The following is an 18561-nucleotide window of genomic DNA, read 5'->3' on the forward strand; positions in this document are numbered from 1 at the left end:
CGGCGCGCTGGGACCGACCCGGACCGGTGAGGGCGTCCGTGCTCCGGGAGGGAGTCCCTGGCCCGGGAGGGCGTCCGTGCTCCGTGAGGGCTCCCTCGGCCCGTGAGGGCCTTCGGCCGGTGGCGCCCTCCCTGGGGCCCGGTGGCCTCCCGGCCGGTGGAACCCGTGAGTGGTGTCGCCCTGGGCGGGTGGCGCCCCATGGTCGGTGACGGTCCCCGGCCGGGGCGACCCTCGGCAGCCGGGGGCGGCCGTCCACGGCAACCCTTGGCCGGTGGCGGGCCGGGCGGTGGCGGGCCGAGCGGTGGCGGCCTCGGCTGGTGCCCCTCGCCGGTGGCGCACCCTGGCCAGTACAGGCTCCTGGCTGGTGACGAGCCTCGGTCGGGGAGGTTCCCTGCCGGTGGCAACTCCCGGCCGCGGCGACCCCGACGGGTACAGCTCCTGGCTGCTGGCGACCCCCGGTCTTGGCGGCCATCGGCCGGTGGTGCCCTCCGGCCGATGGCTCCGCCGGTGGCGCACGCCGGTCGGTCCAGCCCTTGGCCGGTGGGCGAGCCTGGGCGGATGACGGGTCCCGGTCGGTGGCAATCCCCGGTCGGTGGCAACCCCCGGCTGTCGATGACGCACACTGGCCGGATCAACCCCTGGCCGGTGGCGACCCTCGGCCGGTGGCAACTCCTGGCCGTGGCGACCTCCGGCTGGTGGCCCCCGCCGGTGGCGCACCCCGGCCGGTACAGCTCCTGGCCGGTGGCGAGCCTCGGGCGGGGAGGTTCCCGGTCGGTGGCAACTCCCGGCCGTGGCGACCCCGACGGGTACAGCTCCTGGCTGCTGGCGACCCCCGGTCTTGGCGGCCACAGGCCGGTGGCGGGCCGGGTGGTGGTGACCACGGGCCGGTGGCCCCCGCCGGTGGCGCGCGCCGGTCGGTCCAGCCCTTGGCCGGCGGCGAGCCTCGGCGGATGACGGGTCCCGGTCGGTGGCAACCCCCGGCGGTGGCACCCCCCCGGTCGGTGGCACCCCCCCGGCCGGTGGCAACCCCCGGTCGGTGGCAACCTCCGGTCGGTGGCGGCCACCGACCGGTGGAGGCCCCCGCCGACGGCCCCCGCCGACGGCGCCCCCGGCCGGTCCCCCCGCCCGTGGCATCCCCCGGCCGGTCCCCCCGGTGGCGCCCCCGGCCCGTGCCGGTTCCCGGCCGCACCCCCGGCCGGTGACAGGCCCGACGGAGACGGCATCTGGCCGAAAATCGCCCTCCGGCAGACTGCCCCTCCGCCGGACTGCCCCTCTGCAAGACGCCCCCCTCCGCCGGACGGCCCTCCTCCGCCAGACGGCCCCCTCTGCCAGACGGCCCCCTCCGCCAGAAGCCCCCCCGCCGGACGCCCCCCGCCGGACGGCACGCGCAGTCCCGGGAACTGTTCGGGGCCGGAGGGGACTTGAGGGGTGGCGTTCCTCGTGTCCTCGCGTTGGTTGCTTCGGGGTTCGAACGGGTTTCCTGGCAACGGTGGCTGAGGGCCGGGGTGGTGGATCGGTGTCTGTGGCGGTGCCCATGGCCTCTCGGGCGACTTCGGAGCGCTCTCATGAGCGGCCCCCTGTTCAACCTCTTGACGGGAGGGGACCCGAACGGCTGAGCTTAGAGTTCACTAGTTGGACATACAGGGGCCCGTCGACGCGGTCCCGCGCGCAGGAGGTCGTCGTGGAGACTCCGGGGTCGCAGTCGTCGCTGCACCGAGCCAACCTGGAACGAGTGGTGCGGGCCGTCCGGCTCGCGGGGTCGCTCACACAGGCGGAGATCGCCCGGAGCACCGGACTGTCGGCCGCGACCGTCTCCAACATCGTGCGGGAGCTGAAGGACGGCGGCACCGTCGAGGTCACCCCCACCTCCGCCGGCGGGCGCCGCGCCCGCAGTGTCTCGCTCAGCGGGGACGCCGGCATCGTGATCGGCGTCGACTTCGGCCACACCCATCTGCGGGTCGCCGTCGGCAACCTCGCCCACCAGGTGCTCGCCGAGGAGGCCGAGCCGCTGGACGTGGACGCCTCCGCCGCCCAGGGCTTCGACGCGGCCGAGGAACTGGTGAACCGGCTGATCCTGGCCACCGGCGTGGACCGTACGAAGATCGCGGGCATCGGGCTCGGGGTCCCCGGGCCCATCGACGTGGAGTCCGGCACGCTGGGCTCCACCGCCATACTGCCGGGCTGGACCGGCACCAAGCCGGCCGAGGAGCTGCGCGGACGGCTCGGGGTCCCCGTGCACGTCGACAACGACGCCAACCTGGGCGCCCTCGGCGAGCTGGTCTGGGGGAGCGGCAAGGGGGTCAGGGACCTCGCGTACATCAAGGTCAGCAGCGGGGTCGGGGCCGGGCTCGTCATCGACGGGACGATCTACCGGGGGCCCGGCGGGACCGCCGGCGAGATAGGGCACATCACCCTCGACGAGTCCGGCCCCGTCTGCCGCTGCGGCAACCGGGGCTGCCTGGAGACCTTCACCGCCGCCCGATATGTCCTCCCGCTGCTCCGGCCCAGCCACGGCGGCGACCTCACCATGGAGCGCGTGGTCCGCATGGCCCGGGACGGGGATCCCGGCTGCCGCCGGGTGATCGCCGACGTAGGGCGGCACATCGGCAGCGGCGTCGCCAGCCTGTGCAATCTGCTGAACCCCAGCCGGGTCGTCCTCGGCGGCGATCTCGCCGAGGCCGGGGAACTGGTGCTCGGCCCGATCAGGGAATCCGTGGGCCGATATGCCATACCCAGTGCCGCCCGCCAACTCACTCTTCTTCCCGGCGCGCTCGGCGGACGCGCGGAAGTTCTCGGCGCTCTCGCCCTCGCTCTCGGAGAGATGGGGGATTCGACACTTTTGGACGGCAGCATGGCTACGGCGGCACCTGCCTTCACTTAGAGAACGTATGGCACCGTTGCCATCTCGTTAAGGATTTACTTCTTGACGCCGTACGTGCGGCCGAGTTGACTTCCAGCCACCTCGGCCGCAACGACGCGGCCTCGTCAGGGAGGTTTCTGAAGTGAACACGCGTATGCGTCGTGCCGCCGTAGCCCTCGCAGCAGGTGCGATGGCCGTCTCGCTCGCCGCCTGTGGCAGCGCCGAGGAAGCCGGCGGCGACACCAACGACTCCGACAGCTCGGCCGCCGCCAAGGGCGATGACATCAAGGTCGGTCTCCTGCTCCCGGAGAACAAGACCGCGCGCTACGAGAAGTTCGACCGGCCCCTGATCGAGAAGAAGATCAAGGAGCTGACGAACAACAAGGCGGAGATCCAGTACAACAACGCCCGCCAGGACGCCAACCTCCAGGCCCAGCAGGTCGACACGATGATCACCAACAAGGTGGACGTGCTGATCCTGGACGCCGTGGACGCCAAGGCGATCAAGAACTCGGTCCAGAAGGCCGTGGACCAGGGCATCAAGGTCGTCGCCTACGACCGTCTCGCCGAGGGCCCGATCAGCGCGTACACCTCGTTCGACAACGAGGAGGTCGGCCGCACCCAGGGCGAGGCCCTGCTCCAGGCGCTGGGCGACAAGGCCGCCGACGCCCAGATCGTCATGATGAACGGCTCGGTCACCGACCCCAACGCCGCCCAGTTCAAGAGCGGCGCGCACTCCGTCCTGGACGGCAAGGTCAAGATCGGCCGCGAGTTCGACACCAAGGAGTGGTCGCCGGACAACGCCAACTCCAACATGGAGGCGGCGATCTCGGCGCTCGGCAAGGGCAAGATCGCCGGGGTCTACTCCGCGAACGACGGCATGGCGGGCGGCATCATCACCGCCCTGAAGGCCGCCGGCATCGACGACATCCCGGTCACCGGCCAGGACGCCGAACTCGCCGCCGTGCAGCGGATCATCACCGACGAGCAGTTCATGAGCGTCTACAAGTCCTACCCGCAGGAGGCCGAGGTCGCCGCCGAGATGGCGGTCGCCCTGGCCAAGGGCGAGGACCTGGGCTCGATCGCCAAGGACAAGGTCTCCAGCGGCAGCGCCCAGGACGTCCCGTCGGTGCTGGTCCCGGTCGTCTCCCTGACCAAGGAGAACATCAACGACACCGTCATCAAGGACGGCATCTACACCGCCGCCGAGATCTGCACCGGCAACTACAAGGCCGCCTGCGACGAAATCGGTATCAAGTAAGCGGTAGGCGACAGCGCGCTTCACGGCACCGCGTCCCCCTTCTTTCCGTGGCCCCGGAATTCACCCCCCGAACACTCCCGAATTCCGGTCGGCCACCGAAGGGGGACCGCCGTGACCTCCGCTCCTCCGGCGCCCCGTGTCCAGCCCCGCAAAGCCAGTGCGGGGCGCCGGACGGATCCTTTCCCCCATTCTTCGCACAACCCTTCCGCCGGGTCAGGCGGCGAAGGAGATGGTTCACGTGTCCGCTACGCCCGTGCTGGCGTTGCGCGGGGTCTCCAAGCGGTTCGGTGCCGTCCAGGCGCTCACCGACGTAGAGCTTGAGGTCCATGCCGGTGAAGTGGTCGCCCTGGTCGGCGACAACGGCGCCGGAAAATCCACGCTGGTCAAGACGATCGCCGGCGTGCACCCCATCGACGAGGGCGTCATCGAGTGGGACGGCCGGGCCGTCTCCATCAACCGGCCGCACGACGCCCAGTCCCTGGGCATCGCGACCGTCTACCAGGACCTCGCCCTCTGCGACAACATCGACGTCGTCGGCAACCTCTTCCTCGGCCGTGAGCTGAAACGCTTCGGCGTGCTGGACGAGGTCGAGATGGAGCGCCGCGCCCGCGAACTGCTCCAGACGCTGTCGATCCGTATCCCGAGCGTCCGCATACCGATCGCCTCGCTCTCCGGCGGCCAGCGCCAGACCGTGGCCATCGCCCGGTCCATGCTCGGCGCCCCCAAGCTCGTCATCCTGGACGAGCCCACCGCCGCCCTCGGCGTCGAGCAGACCGCACAGGTGCTCGACCTGGTGGAGCGGCTGCGGGAGCGCGGCCACGCCGTGATCCTGATCAGCCACAACATGGCCGACGTCAAGGCCGTCGCCGACCAGGTGGCGGTCCTGCGTCTGGGCCGCAACAACGGCGTCTTCGAGGTCCGGACGACCTCGCAGGAGGAGATCATCTCCGCCATCACCGGCGCCACCGAGAACGCCGTGACCCGCCGTGCGGCGCGCACGAACGGGGAGGCCGCCCAGTGAACCTCGACAAGAACCCCGCCCCGGCCGCGTCGACGGCCACCGCCGTCGAGAACCCCGAGGCCGCCGCCGCCGCGGTCACCGCCGTCGACCCCCGGCTCCTCGTCCGCGAGCAGGGCCTGGCCGGCTATCTGGGCGAGTTCAAGCGCAAGATGCGCGCCGGTGAACTGGGCTCCCTCCCGGTGATCATCGGCCTCGTCGTGATCTGCGTCGTCTTCCAGAGCCTGAACTCCGCGTTCCTGTCCGCGCAGAACATCAGTGACATCACCGTCACCATGGTCGGCACGGGCATGATCTCCGTCGGCATCGTCTTCGTGCTGCTGCTCGGCGAGATCGACCTGTCCGTGGGCTCGGTCAGCGGCGCCTCCAGCGCCATCGCGGCCGTGCTCGCCGTCAACCAGGGCTGGCCCGAGTGGGCGGCCGTCGTCCTCGCCGTCCTCGCGGGCGCCGCGATCGGCGCCGCGCACGGCTTCTTCTTCGCGGTGCTCGGCGCGCCCGCCTTCGCCGTCACCCTCGCCGGACTGCTGTTCTGGCTCGGCTTCATGCTCCAGACACTGGGCGAGAACGGCACGATCAACCTCGACGGCGACGGCCTCATCGGCAAGCTCACCACGTACTTCTTCACGGACGTCGCCGCCGCGTACGGCCTGGCGGCCGTGGTGACCGGCGTCTTCTTCGTCACATCGTTCCTCGGGAACCGGCGCCGCGAGCAGGCGGGCGTGCCCTCGCGGCCGATGAGCGACACCCTGCTGCGGACGGCCGCGCTGGGGGTCGTCTCGTTCGCCGCGGCCTTCATGTACAACCAGTACAAGGGGCTGCCGCTGGCCACCGTGGTCTTCCTGGTGTTCCTGGTCGCGACGGACTTCGTGCTGCGGCGCACCTCGTACGGGCGCAAGGTCTTCGCGCTCGGCGGCAGCGTGGAGGCGTCCCGGCGCGCGGGCATCAACGTCACCGCCGTACGGATCTCGGTCTTCGCGATCTCCGGTGGGTTCGCGGCGATCGGCGGTCTCTTCCTGGCGTCGAAGATCGCCTCGGCCAACCAGAGCGCGGGCACCGGTGACCTGCTGATGAACGCGATCGCCGCCGCGGTGATCGGCGGGACGTCGCTGTTCGGCGGGCGGGGGCGGACGTGGAACGCGCTGCTCGGTGTGCTGGTGATCGTCTCCATCCAGTACGGGTTGCAGCTGGAGTCGATCGCGGAGCCTGTCAAGTACATGATCACGGCGGGTGTGCTGCTCACCACCGTGGTGATCGACTCTGTCACGCGCCGTACGCAGAAGACCGCGGGTCGGGCCTGATCGGGGGGCCGCCTAGCGGGTGCGGGGGTTCTGCCGACTCTCCCGCCGTCGTGGCTGGTCGCGCAGTTCCCCGCGCCCCTTGGCGGCGCTGATCTTGAGGTCTGTCCACAGTGCCCCGGCATCGAACATGGTGTCGGGGTGCTGTCATGTCATACGTAAGGCCGCTCATGGGTAGAGCCGATCGCGTGATGTACGACGCACTGTCCGCGCGCCGGGGCCCGGGGCGGAAGATTAGACTCGACCCGCCCGGTAACAGCTCGAACAGCTCTACTGCAAGGAGGCACGGGTGCCGTTGCTGACCCGCATCAGGGGACCGCGCGATCTGGACCGGCTCAACCCGGAGGAGCTGGGCCGGCTGGCCGAGGAGATCCGGAGCTTCCTGGTCGACGCCGTCGCCAAGACCGGCGGCCACCTCGGTCCCAACCTCGGCGTGGTCGAACTGACCATCGCGCTGCACCGGGTGTTCGAGTCGCCCAAGGACCGGGTGCTGTGGGACACGGGACACCAGGCGTACGTGCACAAGCTGCTCACCGGGCGCCAGGACTTCGCCAAGCTGCGCAGCAAGGGCGGCCTGTCCGGCTACCCCTCGCGCGCCGAGTCCGACCACGACGTCATCGAGAACAGCCACGCCTCCACCGTGCTGGGCTGGGCCGACGGCCTCGCCAAGGCCAACCAGGTCCGGGGGCGCGACGACCGGGTGGTCGCGGTCATCGGCGACGGCGCCCTCACCGGCGGCATGGCCTGGGAGGCGCTCAACAACATCGCCGACGGCGACCGGCCGCTGGTCATCGTCGTCAACGACAACGAGCGCTCCTACGCGCCCACCATCGGCGGACTCGCCAACCACCTCGCCACCCTGCGCACCACCGACGGCTACGAACGCTTCCTGGCCCGCGGCAAGGACCTGCTGGAGCGCACCCCCGTCGTCGGACGCCCGCTCTACGGCACCCTCCACGGCGCCAAGAAGGGCCTCAAGGACTTCATCGCGCCGCAGGGCATGTTCGAGGACCTCGGACTGAAGTACGTCGGCCCCATCGACGGGCACGACATCGAGGCGCTGGAGTCCGCGCTGACCCGCGCCAAGCGGTTCGGCGGCCCCGTCATCGTGCACTGCCTCACCGAGAAGGGCCGTGGCTACGAGCCCGCCGAGCAGGACGAGGCCGACCGCTTCCACGGCATCGGCCCCATCCACCCCGACACCGGGCTGCCCGTCAAGGCGTCCGCCGCGAGCTGGACCTCCGTGTTCGGCGACGAGATGGTCAAGCTCGGGCACGAGCGCGAGGACCTGGTCGCCATCACCGCGGCCATGCTCCAGCCGGTCGGCCTGAAGAAGTTCGCCGACGCCTTCCCCGACCGGATCTACGACGTCGGCATCGCCGAGCAGCACGCCGCCGTCTCCGCGGCCGGCCTCGCCACCGGCGGGGTGCACCCGGTCTTCGCGGTGTACGCCACCTTCCTCAACCGCGCCTTCGACCAGGTCCTCATGGATGTCGCCCTGCACAAGTGCGGAGTGACGTTCGTGCTCGACCGGGCCGGGGTCACCGGCGACGACGGCGCCTCGCACAACGGCATGTGGGACATGTCCATGCTCCAGGTGGTGCCGGGGCTGCGGATCGCCGCCCCGCGCGACGCCGAGCAGCTGCGCGCCCAGCTCCGGGAGGCCGTGACCGTCGAGGACGCGCCGACCGTGCTGCGCTACTCCAAGGGCGTCGTCGGCCCCGCCGTCCCCGCCGTCGGCCGCGTCGGCGGCATGGACGTCCTGCGGGAGCCCGGCACCGACACCCCGGACGTGCTGCTGGTCTCCGTCGGCGCCCTCGCCCCCATGTGCCTGGACATCGCGACACTCCTCGACCGGCAGGGCATCACCACCACCGTCGTGGACCCGCGCTGGGTCAAGCCGGTGGACGAGGCCCTCGCCCCGCTCGCCGAGCGGCACCGGGTCGTCGTCACCGTCGAGGACAACTCCCGGGTCGGCGGCGTCGGCTCCGCCGTCGCCCAGGCGCTGCGCGACGCGGGGGTGGACGTACCGCTGCGGGACTTCGGCATCCCGCCGCGCTTCCTGGACCACGCCTCGCGCGCCCAGGTCATGGCCGAGATCGGGCTGACCGCGCCGGACATCGCGCGGCAGGTCACCGGGCTGGTCGCCAAGCTCGACGGCAAGTACGGACAGGCCGCCGCGAGCGAGGTCGAGGCGGCGCGCGACTGAACCCCCCGAATGGGCCGGTTTCACCCCCGCCACGGGTGGTGGAACCGGCCCATTCGCGTGACACCGCTCGTGCCGGGGCACACCAGGTGCACCCCCTCTCGATCATGTCGGGGACGACAAGCGTGGGAGGTACGCCCGTGAGCAGCACTCTCTTCAGGACCAAGAAGGTCGAGCAGTCCATCCGTGACACCGAGGAGCCCGAGCACGCGCTCAAGAAATCCCTGTCCGCGCTCGATCTGACGGTCTTCGGCGTCGGTGTCATCATCGGCACCGGCATCTTCGTCCTCACCGGCACCGTGGCCAAGAACAACGCGGGCCCCGCCGTGGCCCTCGCCTTCGTCGTGGCTGGTGTGGTCTGCGCGCTGGCCGCGCTCTGCTACGCCGAGTTCGCCTCCACCGTCCCGGTGGCCGGGTCCGCCTACACCTTCTCCTACGCCTCGCTCGGGGAACTGCCCGCCTGGATCATCGGCTGGGACCTGGTGCTGGAGTTCGCGCTGGGCACGGCGGTGGTGGCGGTCGGCTGGTCGGGGTACGTCGCCTCGCTGCTGGCCGACGCGGGCTGGCACCTGCCCGCGGAACTGGGCGGCCGGGACGGGGCGCAGGGCTTCGGCTTCGACATCCTCGCCGCCGGACTGGTCCTCGTCCTCACCGGGATCCTCGTCCTCGGCATGAAGCTCTCCGCGCGCATCACCTCGATCGTCGTCGCCATCAAGGTGGCCGTCGTCCTCATCGTGATCATCGCGGGCGCCTTCTTCATCACGGGCAGCAACTACGACCCGTTCATCCCCGAGTCCCAGCCCGTGCCGGCGGGCGGCGACCTGCGGGCCCCGCTGATCCAGCTCATGGTCGGCTGGGCGCCCTCCAACTTCGGGGTGATGGGCATCTTCACCGCCGCGTCCGTCGTCTTCTTCGCCTTCATCGGCTTCGACGTCGTCGCCACCGCCGCCGAGGAGACCCGCAACCCGCAGCGCGACATGCCGCGCGGCATCCTCGGCTCGCTGGTGGTCTGCACCGTCCTGTACGTGGCCGTGTCGATCGTGGTCACCGGGATGCAGAACTACAAGGACCTGTCCGTCACCGCCCCCCTCGCCGAAGCCTTCAAAGCCGTCGGACACCCCTGGTACGCGGGGCTGATCAGCTTCGGCGCGGCCGTCGGCCTCACCACCGTCTGCATGATCCTGCTGCTCGGCCAGACCCGGGTCTTCTTCGCGATGAGCCGGGACGGACTGCTGCCCCGGTTCTTCTCGCACGTCCACCCGCGGTTCAAGACCCCGCACCGGCCGACCATCCTGCTCGGTGTGATCATCGCGATCGTCGCCGGGTTCACCCCGCTCAGCGAACTGGCCGAACTGGTCAACATCGGCACCCTGTTCGCGTTCATCGTCGTCGCCATCGGGGTCGTCATCCTGCGCCGCACCCGCCCCGACCTGCCGCGCGCCTTCCACACCCCGTGGGTGCCGGTGCTGCCGATCGTGTCGGTGTGCGCCTCGCTGTGGCTGATGCTGAACCTGCCCGCCGAGACCTGGATCCGGTTCGGCGGCTGGATGCTCCTCGGTGTCGTCGTCTACTTCCTGTACAGCCGCACCCACAGCCGGCTCGCCCGGGGCGAGAGCGAGGCCGGGGCCGACAGCTCCCCGCGCCCCCCGGCCGTGTGACGCACCGTCACCCCCGCCCGTCCGGCCGGTGAGGTGACCCGGCCCCGTATGTCCTGCTCCGGTGGGAGGTGCGGGGCCGGATAGCGTACGGGGCGTGTGTGCCGTCCCCGTCACGTCCCCGGCCCCGTCACCCTCCGTGCCCACCGCGCGGCGGCGGCTGGGCTACTGGACCCGGCTGCTGCCCCCGCTCGCCGCCCTCGCCTGCGTCACCCGCGTCCCGTCCTTCCTTCATCCGCTGTGGAGCCCCGACGAGGGCTATCTCGCCGTACAGGCCCGGATACTGGCCCACGGCGGCGCGCTCTACGAGACCGTCGTGGACCGCAAACCGCCGCTCGTGCCCTGGCTCTACCAAGGCGCCTTCGCCCTGACCGGCTCCGACTCCCTCACCTGCGTACGGATCCTCGCGGTCCTCGCCCACCTCCTCACCGCCGTCCTGCTCGCCTCCCTCGCCCGCCGCCGCTGGGGCGACCGGGCCGGGGCCACCGCCGGGGTGCTGTATCTGCTGGTGTCGGTCGGGGTGAACCCCGAGGACGCCCAGGCCGCCGGGTTCGAGGTGTTCATACTGCCCTGCACGGCCGCCGCCCTCCGGTGCGCCGACCGCCGCCAGTGGACCACCGCGGGCCTCGCCGTGGCGGCGGCCTTCCTCACCAAGCAGACCGGGGGAGCGGTCCTCCTGCCGGTGCTGTGGCTGTGGCACCGGTCCTCCCGGCCGGCCGACCGCCGCGGACTGCTCGCCCTCGGGGCCGGGGCCGTCCTGCCCGTGCTGGGCGTCGCCCTGGCCACCGACCCGCGCGGCTTCCTCTTCTGGACCGTCACCGGGTCAGGGGCCTACGCCTCCTTCACCGGCTCCGAACTCCATGTGCTCGCCCGCGCACTGGGCAACGCGCTGATCCTCGCGGCGGCCTGCGCGGGCCTGCTCCCCCCGCTCCTGCGGGCCGCCCGCTCCACCCGGATCGGCACGGACCTGTGGCTGTGGCTCGCCGCCTCCGCCGCCGCCGTCTGCACCGGCTTCCACTTCTTCGGCCACTACTACCTGCAACTCCTGCCCCCACTGGCCCTCCTCGCCACAGCCGCCCTGCACGCCCGCGCCCCCGCCCGCCCCCGCGAACTCGCCCTCCTCACCTCCGCCTGCTGCTGCGCCCTCTTCCTCACCTGGGGCCTGCTCGCCCCGCGCCCGGAACTGGCGCACGCCCAGCGGCTCGCCGACGCCACCGCCCGGCACAGCCGCCCCGGCGAACCCGTACTGATCTGGGGCATGCACCCGGAGACGTACTGGCTGGCCGACCGCGCGCCCGCCAGCAGATACCTCACCGCCGGACTGCTCACCAACTACAGCGGGGGCCGCGACGGACCCCAGGTCGGCGAGAAGTACGCGGTACCGGGCACCCCGGCCGTCTTCCGCGCCGAGATGGCCGCCCGCGCCCCCGCCCTGATCGTCGACGACTCCCGCGGCAAGCCCTACGCCCCGCACCGCGTCCCCACCCTGCGCCGGCTGCTCGCCGCCCACTACCGGGAGGTCGGACGGATCGACGGGGCCGTGCTGTACGCCCGCACCTCCCGCACCCCGTGACGCCGGTGCCCCGGACCCGGGGCGCTCACCGCCGCCGCACCGACCGCGGCCCCGTCACCTCGGCGCCCAACGCGCCCACCCGCCGCCGCAGCTCCCGGTCGGCCGTCACCACCAGCACCGCCCGGCCCGCCGCCGCGGCCACCAGCGCCACCATGTGGTCGTCACCGCTGCCCGGCGCGTCGACCACGTCAACCCCCTCCACCGACGCCACCCCTCGGGCCGCGCCCTCCACCACCAGCACGATCTCCACCGGCCCCGGACGCCCCGGCAGCCCCTCGGCCGCCAGCAGGTCCCGCAGCCGCTCCGCCGCCCCGCGCCGGTCCCGCCACCATCCGTCGGGCACCGACCCGACCACGTTCGCCGCGTCCACGATCACCAGCAGGGCCTCACTCATGGGGCCAGGGTCGCACGGGCCCCGGCGGGAGAAGCTCCGCCACCCGATTAGAGTGGACCCGTGTCAATGGCCCGCACAGTGAACGGCGACTGGCTCATACGGGGCCGCGACGGCCGCCTAGGTGTCTATCTCGCGACGGACGACCACGTCTTGTGCCGCGCCGAACGCGTCCCGGGCGGCCCCTGGGGCGAACCCCGCACGGCGGGTGGCGGACAGCGGCTGCACGGCGGCTTCGCGGTCGCCCGCGGCGCCGACGGCTACTCCCATCTGGCGGCCTGGCGGCCCACCCGGGGCGACGAGTCCGGCCTGGTCCACTCCACCCACTTCCGCCCCCTGCTCGCCCCCCTGGACTGGCATCCCGTCGGCCACCCCGACCGGCGCGGCGCCCGCACCGGCCACCCCGCCCTCGCCGTGGACGGGGCGGGCCGCGGCTACGTCTTCGTCCGCAACCGGGGCGGCGGGGTGCACACCGTCAACCAGAAGTACCGGGGCGGCTGGAACGCCTGGCACGACCTCGGCGGCAGCGGGGTGCACGAACAACTCGCCGCCGTCGCGGGCGAGTCCGGCTTCGTGGACCTGTACGCCACCGACGCCGACGGACTGCTCCACTGGCAGCAGGAGAAGTCCGGGGGCCGTCCGGTGGCCGCGGAGCCGCTGAGGACGGCCGTCGCACCGGGCTCGCTGAGCGCCCTGCCCACCTCCAAGGAGAGCACGACCCTCTACTACGCCGACCCCACCGGCACCCTGCACGCCTGGCGCCCCGGCACCGACCCGGTCCCGCTGCTCGACGCGGCCGGCCCCGGCCCGGTCGCCACCCTGCGCTGCGCACTCCAGGGCCACGACTGCACCGTCCTCGCCCAGCGCTCGGCCTCCGGCCGGATCGCGTTCGCCGCGTACCCCACCGAACAGGAGTCCGCGGGCCTGTGGTGGACCGAGTCCGGCCCCGCCCTGCCGGAGGGCAGCCGGGTCGCCCTCACCGAGGACGGGGAGGGCCGCGTGGTGGCCGCCACGGTGACCCCCGACGGGGTCCTGCGGATGGCCCGTCAGAAGGACGAACCGGGCCTCGCGCTGGCGGCCTGGCGGGAGATCCCCTGACGACGGAACGCCGGCCCCCTGACAGGGGGCCGGCGTTCGACCGCTCTGGTCCGACCGTGTCGGACCGTCGGAACTAGACGGGTACGGACGCCACCCCGGGCTCCAGGAACCGCTTGCCGTTCACCCGCTCGGAGACCCCCTCACGGTCCAGGTACGGGGTGATCCCGCCCAGGTGGAACGGCCATCCGGCCCCGGTGATCAGACAGAGGTCGATGTCCTGCGCCTCGGCGACGACACCTTCCCGGAGCATCAGCCCGATCTCCTCGGCGACGGCGTCGAGGACCCGCGCCCGCACCTGCTCCTCGGTCAGCGACACCTCGCCCTGCCGCAGCAGCGCGGCGACCTCGGGGTCCAGCTCGGGCTTCCCGCTGTCGTAGACGTAGAAGCCGCGCTTGCCCGCCGCGACGACCGCCGTGAGGTTGGGGGAGACCGTGAACCGCTCCGGGAAGGCCCGGTGGAGGGTCTCGGAGACATGCAGGCCGATCGCCGGGCCGACCAGTTCGAGCAGCACCAGCGGGGACATCGGCAGCCCCAGCGGCTCGACCGCCTTCTCCGCGGTCCCGACCGGCGTGCCCTCGTCGATGACGTTCTGGATCTCGCCCATGAAGCGGGTCAGGATCCGGTTCACCACGAACGCCGGGGCGTCCTTGACCAGGACGGCCGTCTTCTTCAGCTTCCTGGCCACGGCGAACGCGGTCGCCAGGGACGGGTCGTCGGTCCGCTCGCCGCGCACGATCTCCAGCAGCGGCAGCACGGCGACCGGGTTGAAGAAGTGGAAGCCGACGACCCGCTCGGGGTGCTTGAGCTTCGACGCCATCTCGGAGACCGACAGGGACGAGGTGTTGGTGGCGAGGATCGCGTGCGCCGGGGCGACCGCCTCGACCTCCGCGAACACCTGCTGCTTGACGCCGATCTCCTCGAACACGGCCTCGATGACGAAGTCCGCGTCGGAGAAGCCCTCCGCCTTGTCCAGCACACCGGTGACCAGGGCCTTGAAACGGTTGGCCTTGTCCTGGTTGATCCGGCCCTTGCCGAGCAGCTTGTCGATCTCGGCGTGGACGTAGCCGACGCCCTTGTCCACCCGCTCCTGGTCGATGTCGGTCAGCACGACCGGCACCTCCAGACGGCGCAGGAACAGCAGCGCGAGCTGGGAGGCCATCAGACCGGCGCCGACGACACCGACCTTGGTGACCGGACGGGCCAGGTTCTTGTCCGGGGCGCCCGCGGGCCGCTTGGCACGCTTCTGCACCAGGTTGAACGCGTAGATCCCGGCGCGCAGTTCACCGCCCATGATGAGGTCGGCGAGGGCCTCGTCCTCGGCGTCGAAGCCCTGCTGGAGGTCGCCGTTCTTGGCGGCGGCGACGATGTCCAGGGCGCGGTAGGCGGCCGGGGCGGCGCCGTGCACCTTGCTGTCCGCGAGGAAGCGGCCCTGGGCGACGGCCTGGTCCCACGCCTCACCGCGGTCCGGGGCGGGACGCTCGACCTTGATGACGCCCTGGAGGATCTGGGCCGTCCAGATCAGCGACTGCTCCAGGAAGTCCGCGCCCTCGAACAGCGCGTCGGCGATGCCCAGTTCGTAGACCTGGGCGCCCTTGAGCTGGCGGTTCTGGTTGAGGCTGTTCTCGATGATCACCGAGATGGCCTTCTCCGGGCCGATCAGGTTCGGCAGCAGCGTGCAGCCGCCCCAGCCGGGCACCAGACCGAGGAAGACCTCGGGCAGCGAGAAGGCGGGCACGGCCGCGGAGACCGTCCGGTAGGTGCAGTGCAGCCCGACCTCGACACCGCCGCCCATCGCGGCGCCGTTGTAGTACGCGAAGGTCGGCACGCCCAGCTTCGCGAGCCGCTTGAAGACCTCGTGCCCGCCCTTGCCGATGGCGAGCGCGTGGTCGTGCTCCTTGAGCAGTTCGACGCCCTTGAGGTCGGCGCCGACCGCGAAGATGAACGGCTTGCCCGTGACGCCCGCGCCGACGATCTCCCCGGCGGCGGCCTCCTTCTCGACCTGATCGAGTGCCGTGTTCAGGTGGGCCAGGGAGGCCGGGCCGAAGGTGGTCGGCTTGGTGTGGTCGAAGCCGTTGTCCAGCGTGATCAGGGCGAACCGCCCGGCGCCGAACGGCAGGTCCAGATGGCGTACGTGCGCCTGGGTGACGACCTCGTCCGGGAACAGCTCGGCCGCGCCCTTCAACAGCTCAGCGGTGGTGCTCACTTGTCCCCCTCGAAGTGCGGGTTCTCCCAGACGACGGTGGCGCCCATGCCGAAGCCGACGCACATGGTGGTCACGCCGTAGCGGACCTCGGGCCGGTCCTCGAACTGCCGGGCCAGCTGGGTCATCAGCCGTACCCCGGAGGAGGCCAGCGGGTGGCCGTAGGCGATGGCGCCGCCGTACTGGTTGACGCGGGCGTCGTCGTCGGCGATGCCGTAGTGCTCCAGGAAGGCGAGCACCTGGACGGCGAACGCCTCGTTGATCTCGAAGAGACCGATGTCGGAGAGGGACAGTCCCGCCTTGGCGAGTGCCTTCTCCGTGGCCGGGATCGGCCCGTAGCCCATCACCTCGGGCTCGACGCCCGCGAAGGCGTAGGAGACGAGCCGCATCTTCACCGGCAGCCCGTGTTCGCGGGCGAAGTCCTCGGAGGCGATGATCGAGGCGGTGGCACCGTCGTTGAGCCCGGCCGCGTTACCGGCGGTGACCCGCCCGTGGACGCGGAACGGCGTCTTGAGGCCCGCCAGGTTCTCCAGGGTGGTCCCCGGCCGCATCGGCTCGTCGGCGGTGACCAGGCCCCAGCCGGTCTCACCGGCCTCCGGGCTGGTCCGCCGCACCGAGATCGGCACCAGGTCCTGCTGGATCTTCCCGTCGGCGTACGCCTTGGCGGCCTTCTCCTGCGAACGCACCGCGTACGTGTCGGCGCGGAGCTTGGTGATGCCGGGGTAGCGGTCGTGCAGGTTCTCCGCGGTCATGCCCATGAACAGCGCGGACTCGTCCACCAGCTTCTCGCTGACGAACCGGGGGTTGGGGTCGACGCCCTCGCCCATCGGGTGCCGGCCCATGTGCTCGACACCACCGGCGATGACGGCGTCGTAGGCACCGAAGGCGATGGATCCGGCGGTGGTGGTGACGGCGGTGAGCGCACCGGCGCACATCCGGTCGATGGAGTACCCCGGGACCGACTGCGGCAGCCCGGCGAGGATGCCCGCCGTCCGCCCCAGCGTCAGCCCCTGGTCACCGATCTGCGTGGTCGCGGCGATGGCGACCTCGTCGATCGCGGCCGGGTCCAGGTTCGGATTGCGGCGCAGCAGCTCCCGGATGGACTTCACGACGAGATCGTCGGCGCGGGTCTCGTGGTAGATGCCCTTCGGACCCGCCTTGCCGAACGGGGTGCGGACGCCGTCGACGAAGACGACGTCCCTGACGGTACGAGGCACGTGGCTCTCCTCCAGGGATACGGGACGCTGAGCGCTTGCTCACCACCATGCTACTAATCAGTAACGTAGCTGCCCACCCCCACACCCCGGAGCGTCCTACGTCACACTCCCAGGGCGCGCGGGGAACTCCGCAAGAACCCCCCACCCACCCAGGGCCGCGGGGAACTCCGCAAGAACCACCCACCCACCCACCCACCCAGGGGCACGGGGAACTCCGCAAGAACCCCCCACCCACCTAGGGGCGCGGGGAACTGCGCAAAAAAACCCACTCACCCGCACCCGACCACCCACCTAGGGGCGCGGGGAACTGCGCAAAACCCCCACCCACCCGCACCGCACCCGCACCAGACCGCGCGGCCCGCGCTACTCCTCCGCCCCCAAAAACGCCCGCACCAGCACCGGCGCCACCAACTCCACCTGCCAAGCCCGAGCCCCGTACCCGGCGAGCGCATCCCCCACCGCCCCCACCCCCACCGGCACCGGCGGCTCCCAGCACACCCTCCGCACCGTGTCCGGCGAGATCAGATTCTCCTGCGGCAGCCCGAGCCCCTCGGCCAGCTCCGTCACCCCGGCCCGCGCCGCGGACAACCGTGCCGCCGCGACGGGATCCTTGTCGGCCCAGGCCCGCGGCGGCGGCGGCCCCGTCACCGCCTGCCCCGGCTGCGGCAGCCGCGACTCCGGCAGCGCCCTCGCCCGGTCCACCGCGGCCTGCCACTGTTCCAGCTGGCGCCGCCCCATCCGCTGCCCGAACCCGCCCAGCGCCGACAGCGCCTGCACCCCGACCGGCAGGGCCAGCGCGGCCTCCACGATCGCCGTGTCCGACAGCACCTTGCCCGGCGACACGTCCCGCCGCTGGGCGATCCGGTCCCGGGTCTCCCACAGTTCCCGCACGACGGCCAGCTGCCGCCTGCGCCGCACCTTGTGCATCCCGGACGTCCGCCGCCAGGGGTCCTTGCGCGGCTCGGGGGGCGGGGCCGTGGCGATCGCGTCGAACTCCTGGCGGGCCCAGTCCAGCTTGCCCTGACGGTCCAGTTCCTGTTCCAGCGCGTCCCGCAGGTCGACCAGCAGCTCCACGTCGAGCGCCGCGTACCGCAGCCAGGGTTCGGGCAGCGGCCGGGTGGACCAGTCGACGGCGGAGTGGCCCTTCTCCAGCTGATAGCCGAGGACGCCCTCGACCATCGCGCCGAGCCCCACCCGGGGGAATCCGGCGAGCCGCCCGGCCAGCTCGGTGTCGAAGAGCCGGCTGGGCAGCATGCCTATCTCGCGCAGACAGGGAAGGTCCTGGGTGGCGGCGTGCAGCACCCATTCGGTGCCGGACAGCGCCTCGCCGAGGCCCGACAGATCCGGACAGGCGATGGGGTCGATCAGCGCGGTGCCCGCGCCTTCACGGCGGAGCTGGACCAGATACGCGCGCTGGCCGTAGCGGTATCCGGAGGCGCGCTCGGCGTCGACGGCGACGGGGCCGGAGCCGGCGGCGAAGGCGGCCACGGTGGCGGCGAGGGAGGTGGCGTCCGCGATCACGGGCGGAATGCCCTCACGCGGAGCCAGCAGCGGTGTCGGCGCCCCAGGAGCAGTGGTTCCGCCGTCGTCCGGAGGGGCGCCCCCGGTGGTTCGCAGTGAACTGGCTGCTGCGGTGTCTTGGGCGTCGGTCACCTGTCAAGGGTATCCATGTACGGACCGCGCCCGCCGACGGAACGTTCCGTCGACGGGCACGCGAGGGTCGTAAACCAGTCATGTCAGTGAAAGAGCGGGTTCACGGCGGCGGCGGGGACAGGTGGGGGACGGGA

13 protein-coding genes are annotated in these 18561 nt (G+C 72.0%); 9 read left to right on the top strand and 4 right to left on the bottom strand.

Going from position 1 to position 18561, the window contains the following annotated elements; all coding sequences use genetic code 11:
* The first annotated feature begins 612 nt into the window (after positions 1-612).
* The 8 genes from ACIQNG_RS11240 (at position 613) to ACIQNG_RS11275 (ending at position 11868) form a co-directional block, all read left to right on the top strand.
* Positions 613-954, top strand: a complete 342-nt coding sequence (locus tag ACIQNG_RS11240; protein ID WP_401484107.1) for a hypothetical protein — start codon at positions 613-615, stop codon at positions 952-954.
* Positions 955-1681: 727 nt separating this feature from the next.
* Positions 1682-2881, top strand: a complete 1200-nt coding sequence (locus tag ACIQNG_RS11245) for an ROK family protein (RefSeq protein WP_401425850.1) — start codon at positions 1682-1684, stop codon at positions 2879-2881.
* A 133-nt stretch (positions 2882-3014) separates the two neighbouring features.
* Positions 3015-4121 carry a substrate-binding domain-containing protein gene (locus ACIQNG_RS11250; protein ID WP_401484454.1) on the top strand — a complete coding sequence of 369 codons (1107 nt, stop codon included), beginning with the start codon at positions 3015-3017 and terminating at the stop codon, positions 4119-4121.
* Between the two features lie 229 nt (positions 4122-4350).
* Positions 4351-5142 (top strand): ATP-binding cassette domain-containing protein, encoded by a 792-nt coding sequence (locus ACIQNG_RS11255; RefSeq protein WP_401484110.1) that lies wholly within the window; start codon positions 4351-4353, stop codon positions 5140-5142.
* Positions 5139-6437 carry a sugar ABC transporter permease gene (locus tag ACIQNG_RS11260; protein ID WP_401425855.1) on the top strand — a complete coding sequence of 433 codons (1299 nt, stop codon included), beginning with the start codon at positions 5139-5141 and terminating at the stop codon, positions 6435-6437. The genes ACIQNG_RS11255 and ACIQNG_RS11260 overlap by 4 nt, the downstream gene beginning before the upstream one ends.
* Before the next feature lie 286 nt (positions 6438-6723).
* Positions 6724-8643 (top strand): 1-deoxy-D-xylulose-5-phosphate synthase, encoded by a 1920-nt coding sequence (gene dxs, locus ACIQNG_RS11265; protein WP_401425857.1) that lies wholly within the window; start codon positions 6724-6726, stop codon positions 8641-8643.
* Positions 8644-8780: 137 nt separating this feature from the next.
* Complete coding sequence (locus tag ACIQNG_RS11270; protein ID WP_401484112.1) at positions 8781-10298, top strand: amino acid permease; 1518 nt, start codon at positions 8781-8783, stop codon at positions 10296-10298.
* Between the two features lie 94 nt (positions 10299-10392).
* Positions 10393-11868: an ArnT family glycosyltransferase gene (locus ACIQNG_RS11275; RefSeq protein ID WP_401425862.1), complete on the top strand. Its 1476-nt coding sequence runs from the start codon at positions 10393-10395 to the stop codon at positions 11866-11868.
* Positions 11869-11893: 25 nt separating this feature from the next.
* Here ACIQNG_RS11275 and ACIQNG_RS11280 read toward each other — a convergent pair whose 3' ends face one another.
* Positions 11894-12262: an NTP pyrophosphohydrolase gene (locus ACIQNG_RS11280; RefSeq protein ID WP_401425865.1), complete on the bottom strand. Its 369-nt coding sequence runs from the start codon at positions 12260-12262 to the stop codon at positions 11894-11896.
* A 66-nt stretch (positions 12263-12328) separates the two neighbouring features.
* On the opposite strand from ACIQNG_RS11280, the gene ACIQNG_RS11285 reads away from it, so the two are divergent.
* On the top strand, positions 12329-13357 hold the full coding sequence (locus ACIQNG_RS11285; protein ID WP_401425867.1) for a hypothetical protein: 1029 nt from the start codon (positions 12329-12331) through the stop codon (positions 13355-13357).
* A 73-nt stretch (positions 13358-13430) separates the two neighbouring features.
* Here the strand turns inward: ACIQNG_RS11285 and ACIQNG_RS11290 are convergent, their stop codons facing one another.
* The 3 genes from ACIQNG_RS11290 to ACIQNG_RS11300 all read right to left on the bottom strand — a co-directional run bounded on the left by ACIQNG_RS11290 (position 13431) and on the right by ACIQNG_RS11300 (position 18427).
* Positions 13431-15560, bottom strand: coding sequence for a 3-hydroxyacyl-CoA dehydrogenase NAD-binding domain-containing protein (locus ACIQNG_RS11290; RefSeq protein ID WP_401484115.1), 2130 nt, complete (start codon positions 15558-15560; stop codon positions 13431-13433).
* Positions 15557-16774: a thiolase family protein gene (locus tag ACIQNG_RS11295; RefSeq protein WP_401484117.1), complete on the bottom strand. Its 1218-nt coding sequence runs from the start codon at positions 16772-16774 to the stop codon at positions 15557-15559. The genes ACIQNG_RS11290 and ACIQNG_RS11295 overlap by 4 nt, the downstream gene beginning before the upstream one ends.
* 363 nt (positions 16775-17137) lie before the next feature.
* Positions 17138-18427 (bottom strand): HRDC domain-containing protein, encoded by a 1290-nt coding sequence (locus tag ACIQNG_RS11300; RefSeq protein WP_401425875.1) that lies wholly within the window; start codon positions 18425-18427, stop codon positions 17138-17140.
* Between the last annotated feature and the right edge of the window lie 134 nt (positions 18428-18561).

It is taken from the genome of Streptomyces sp. NPDC091377 (assembly GCF_044757045.1).
In the GTDB taxonomy this organism is placed as follows: domain Bacteria; phylum Actinomycetota; class Actinomycetes; order Streptomycetales; family Streptomycetaceae; genus Streptomyces.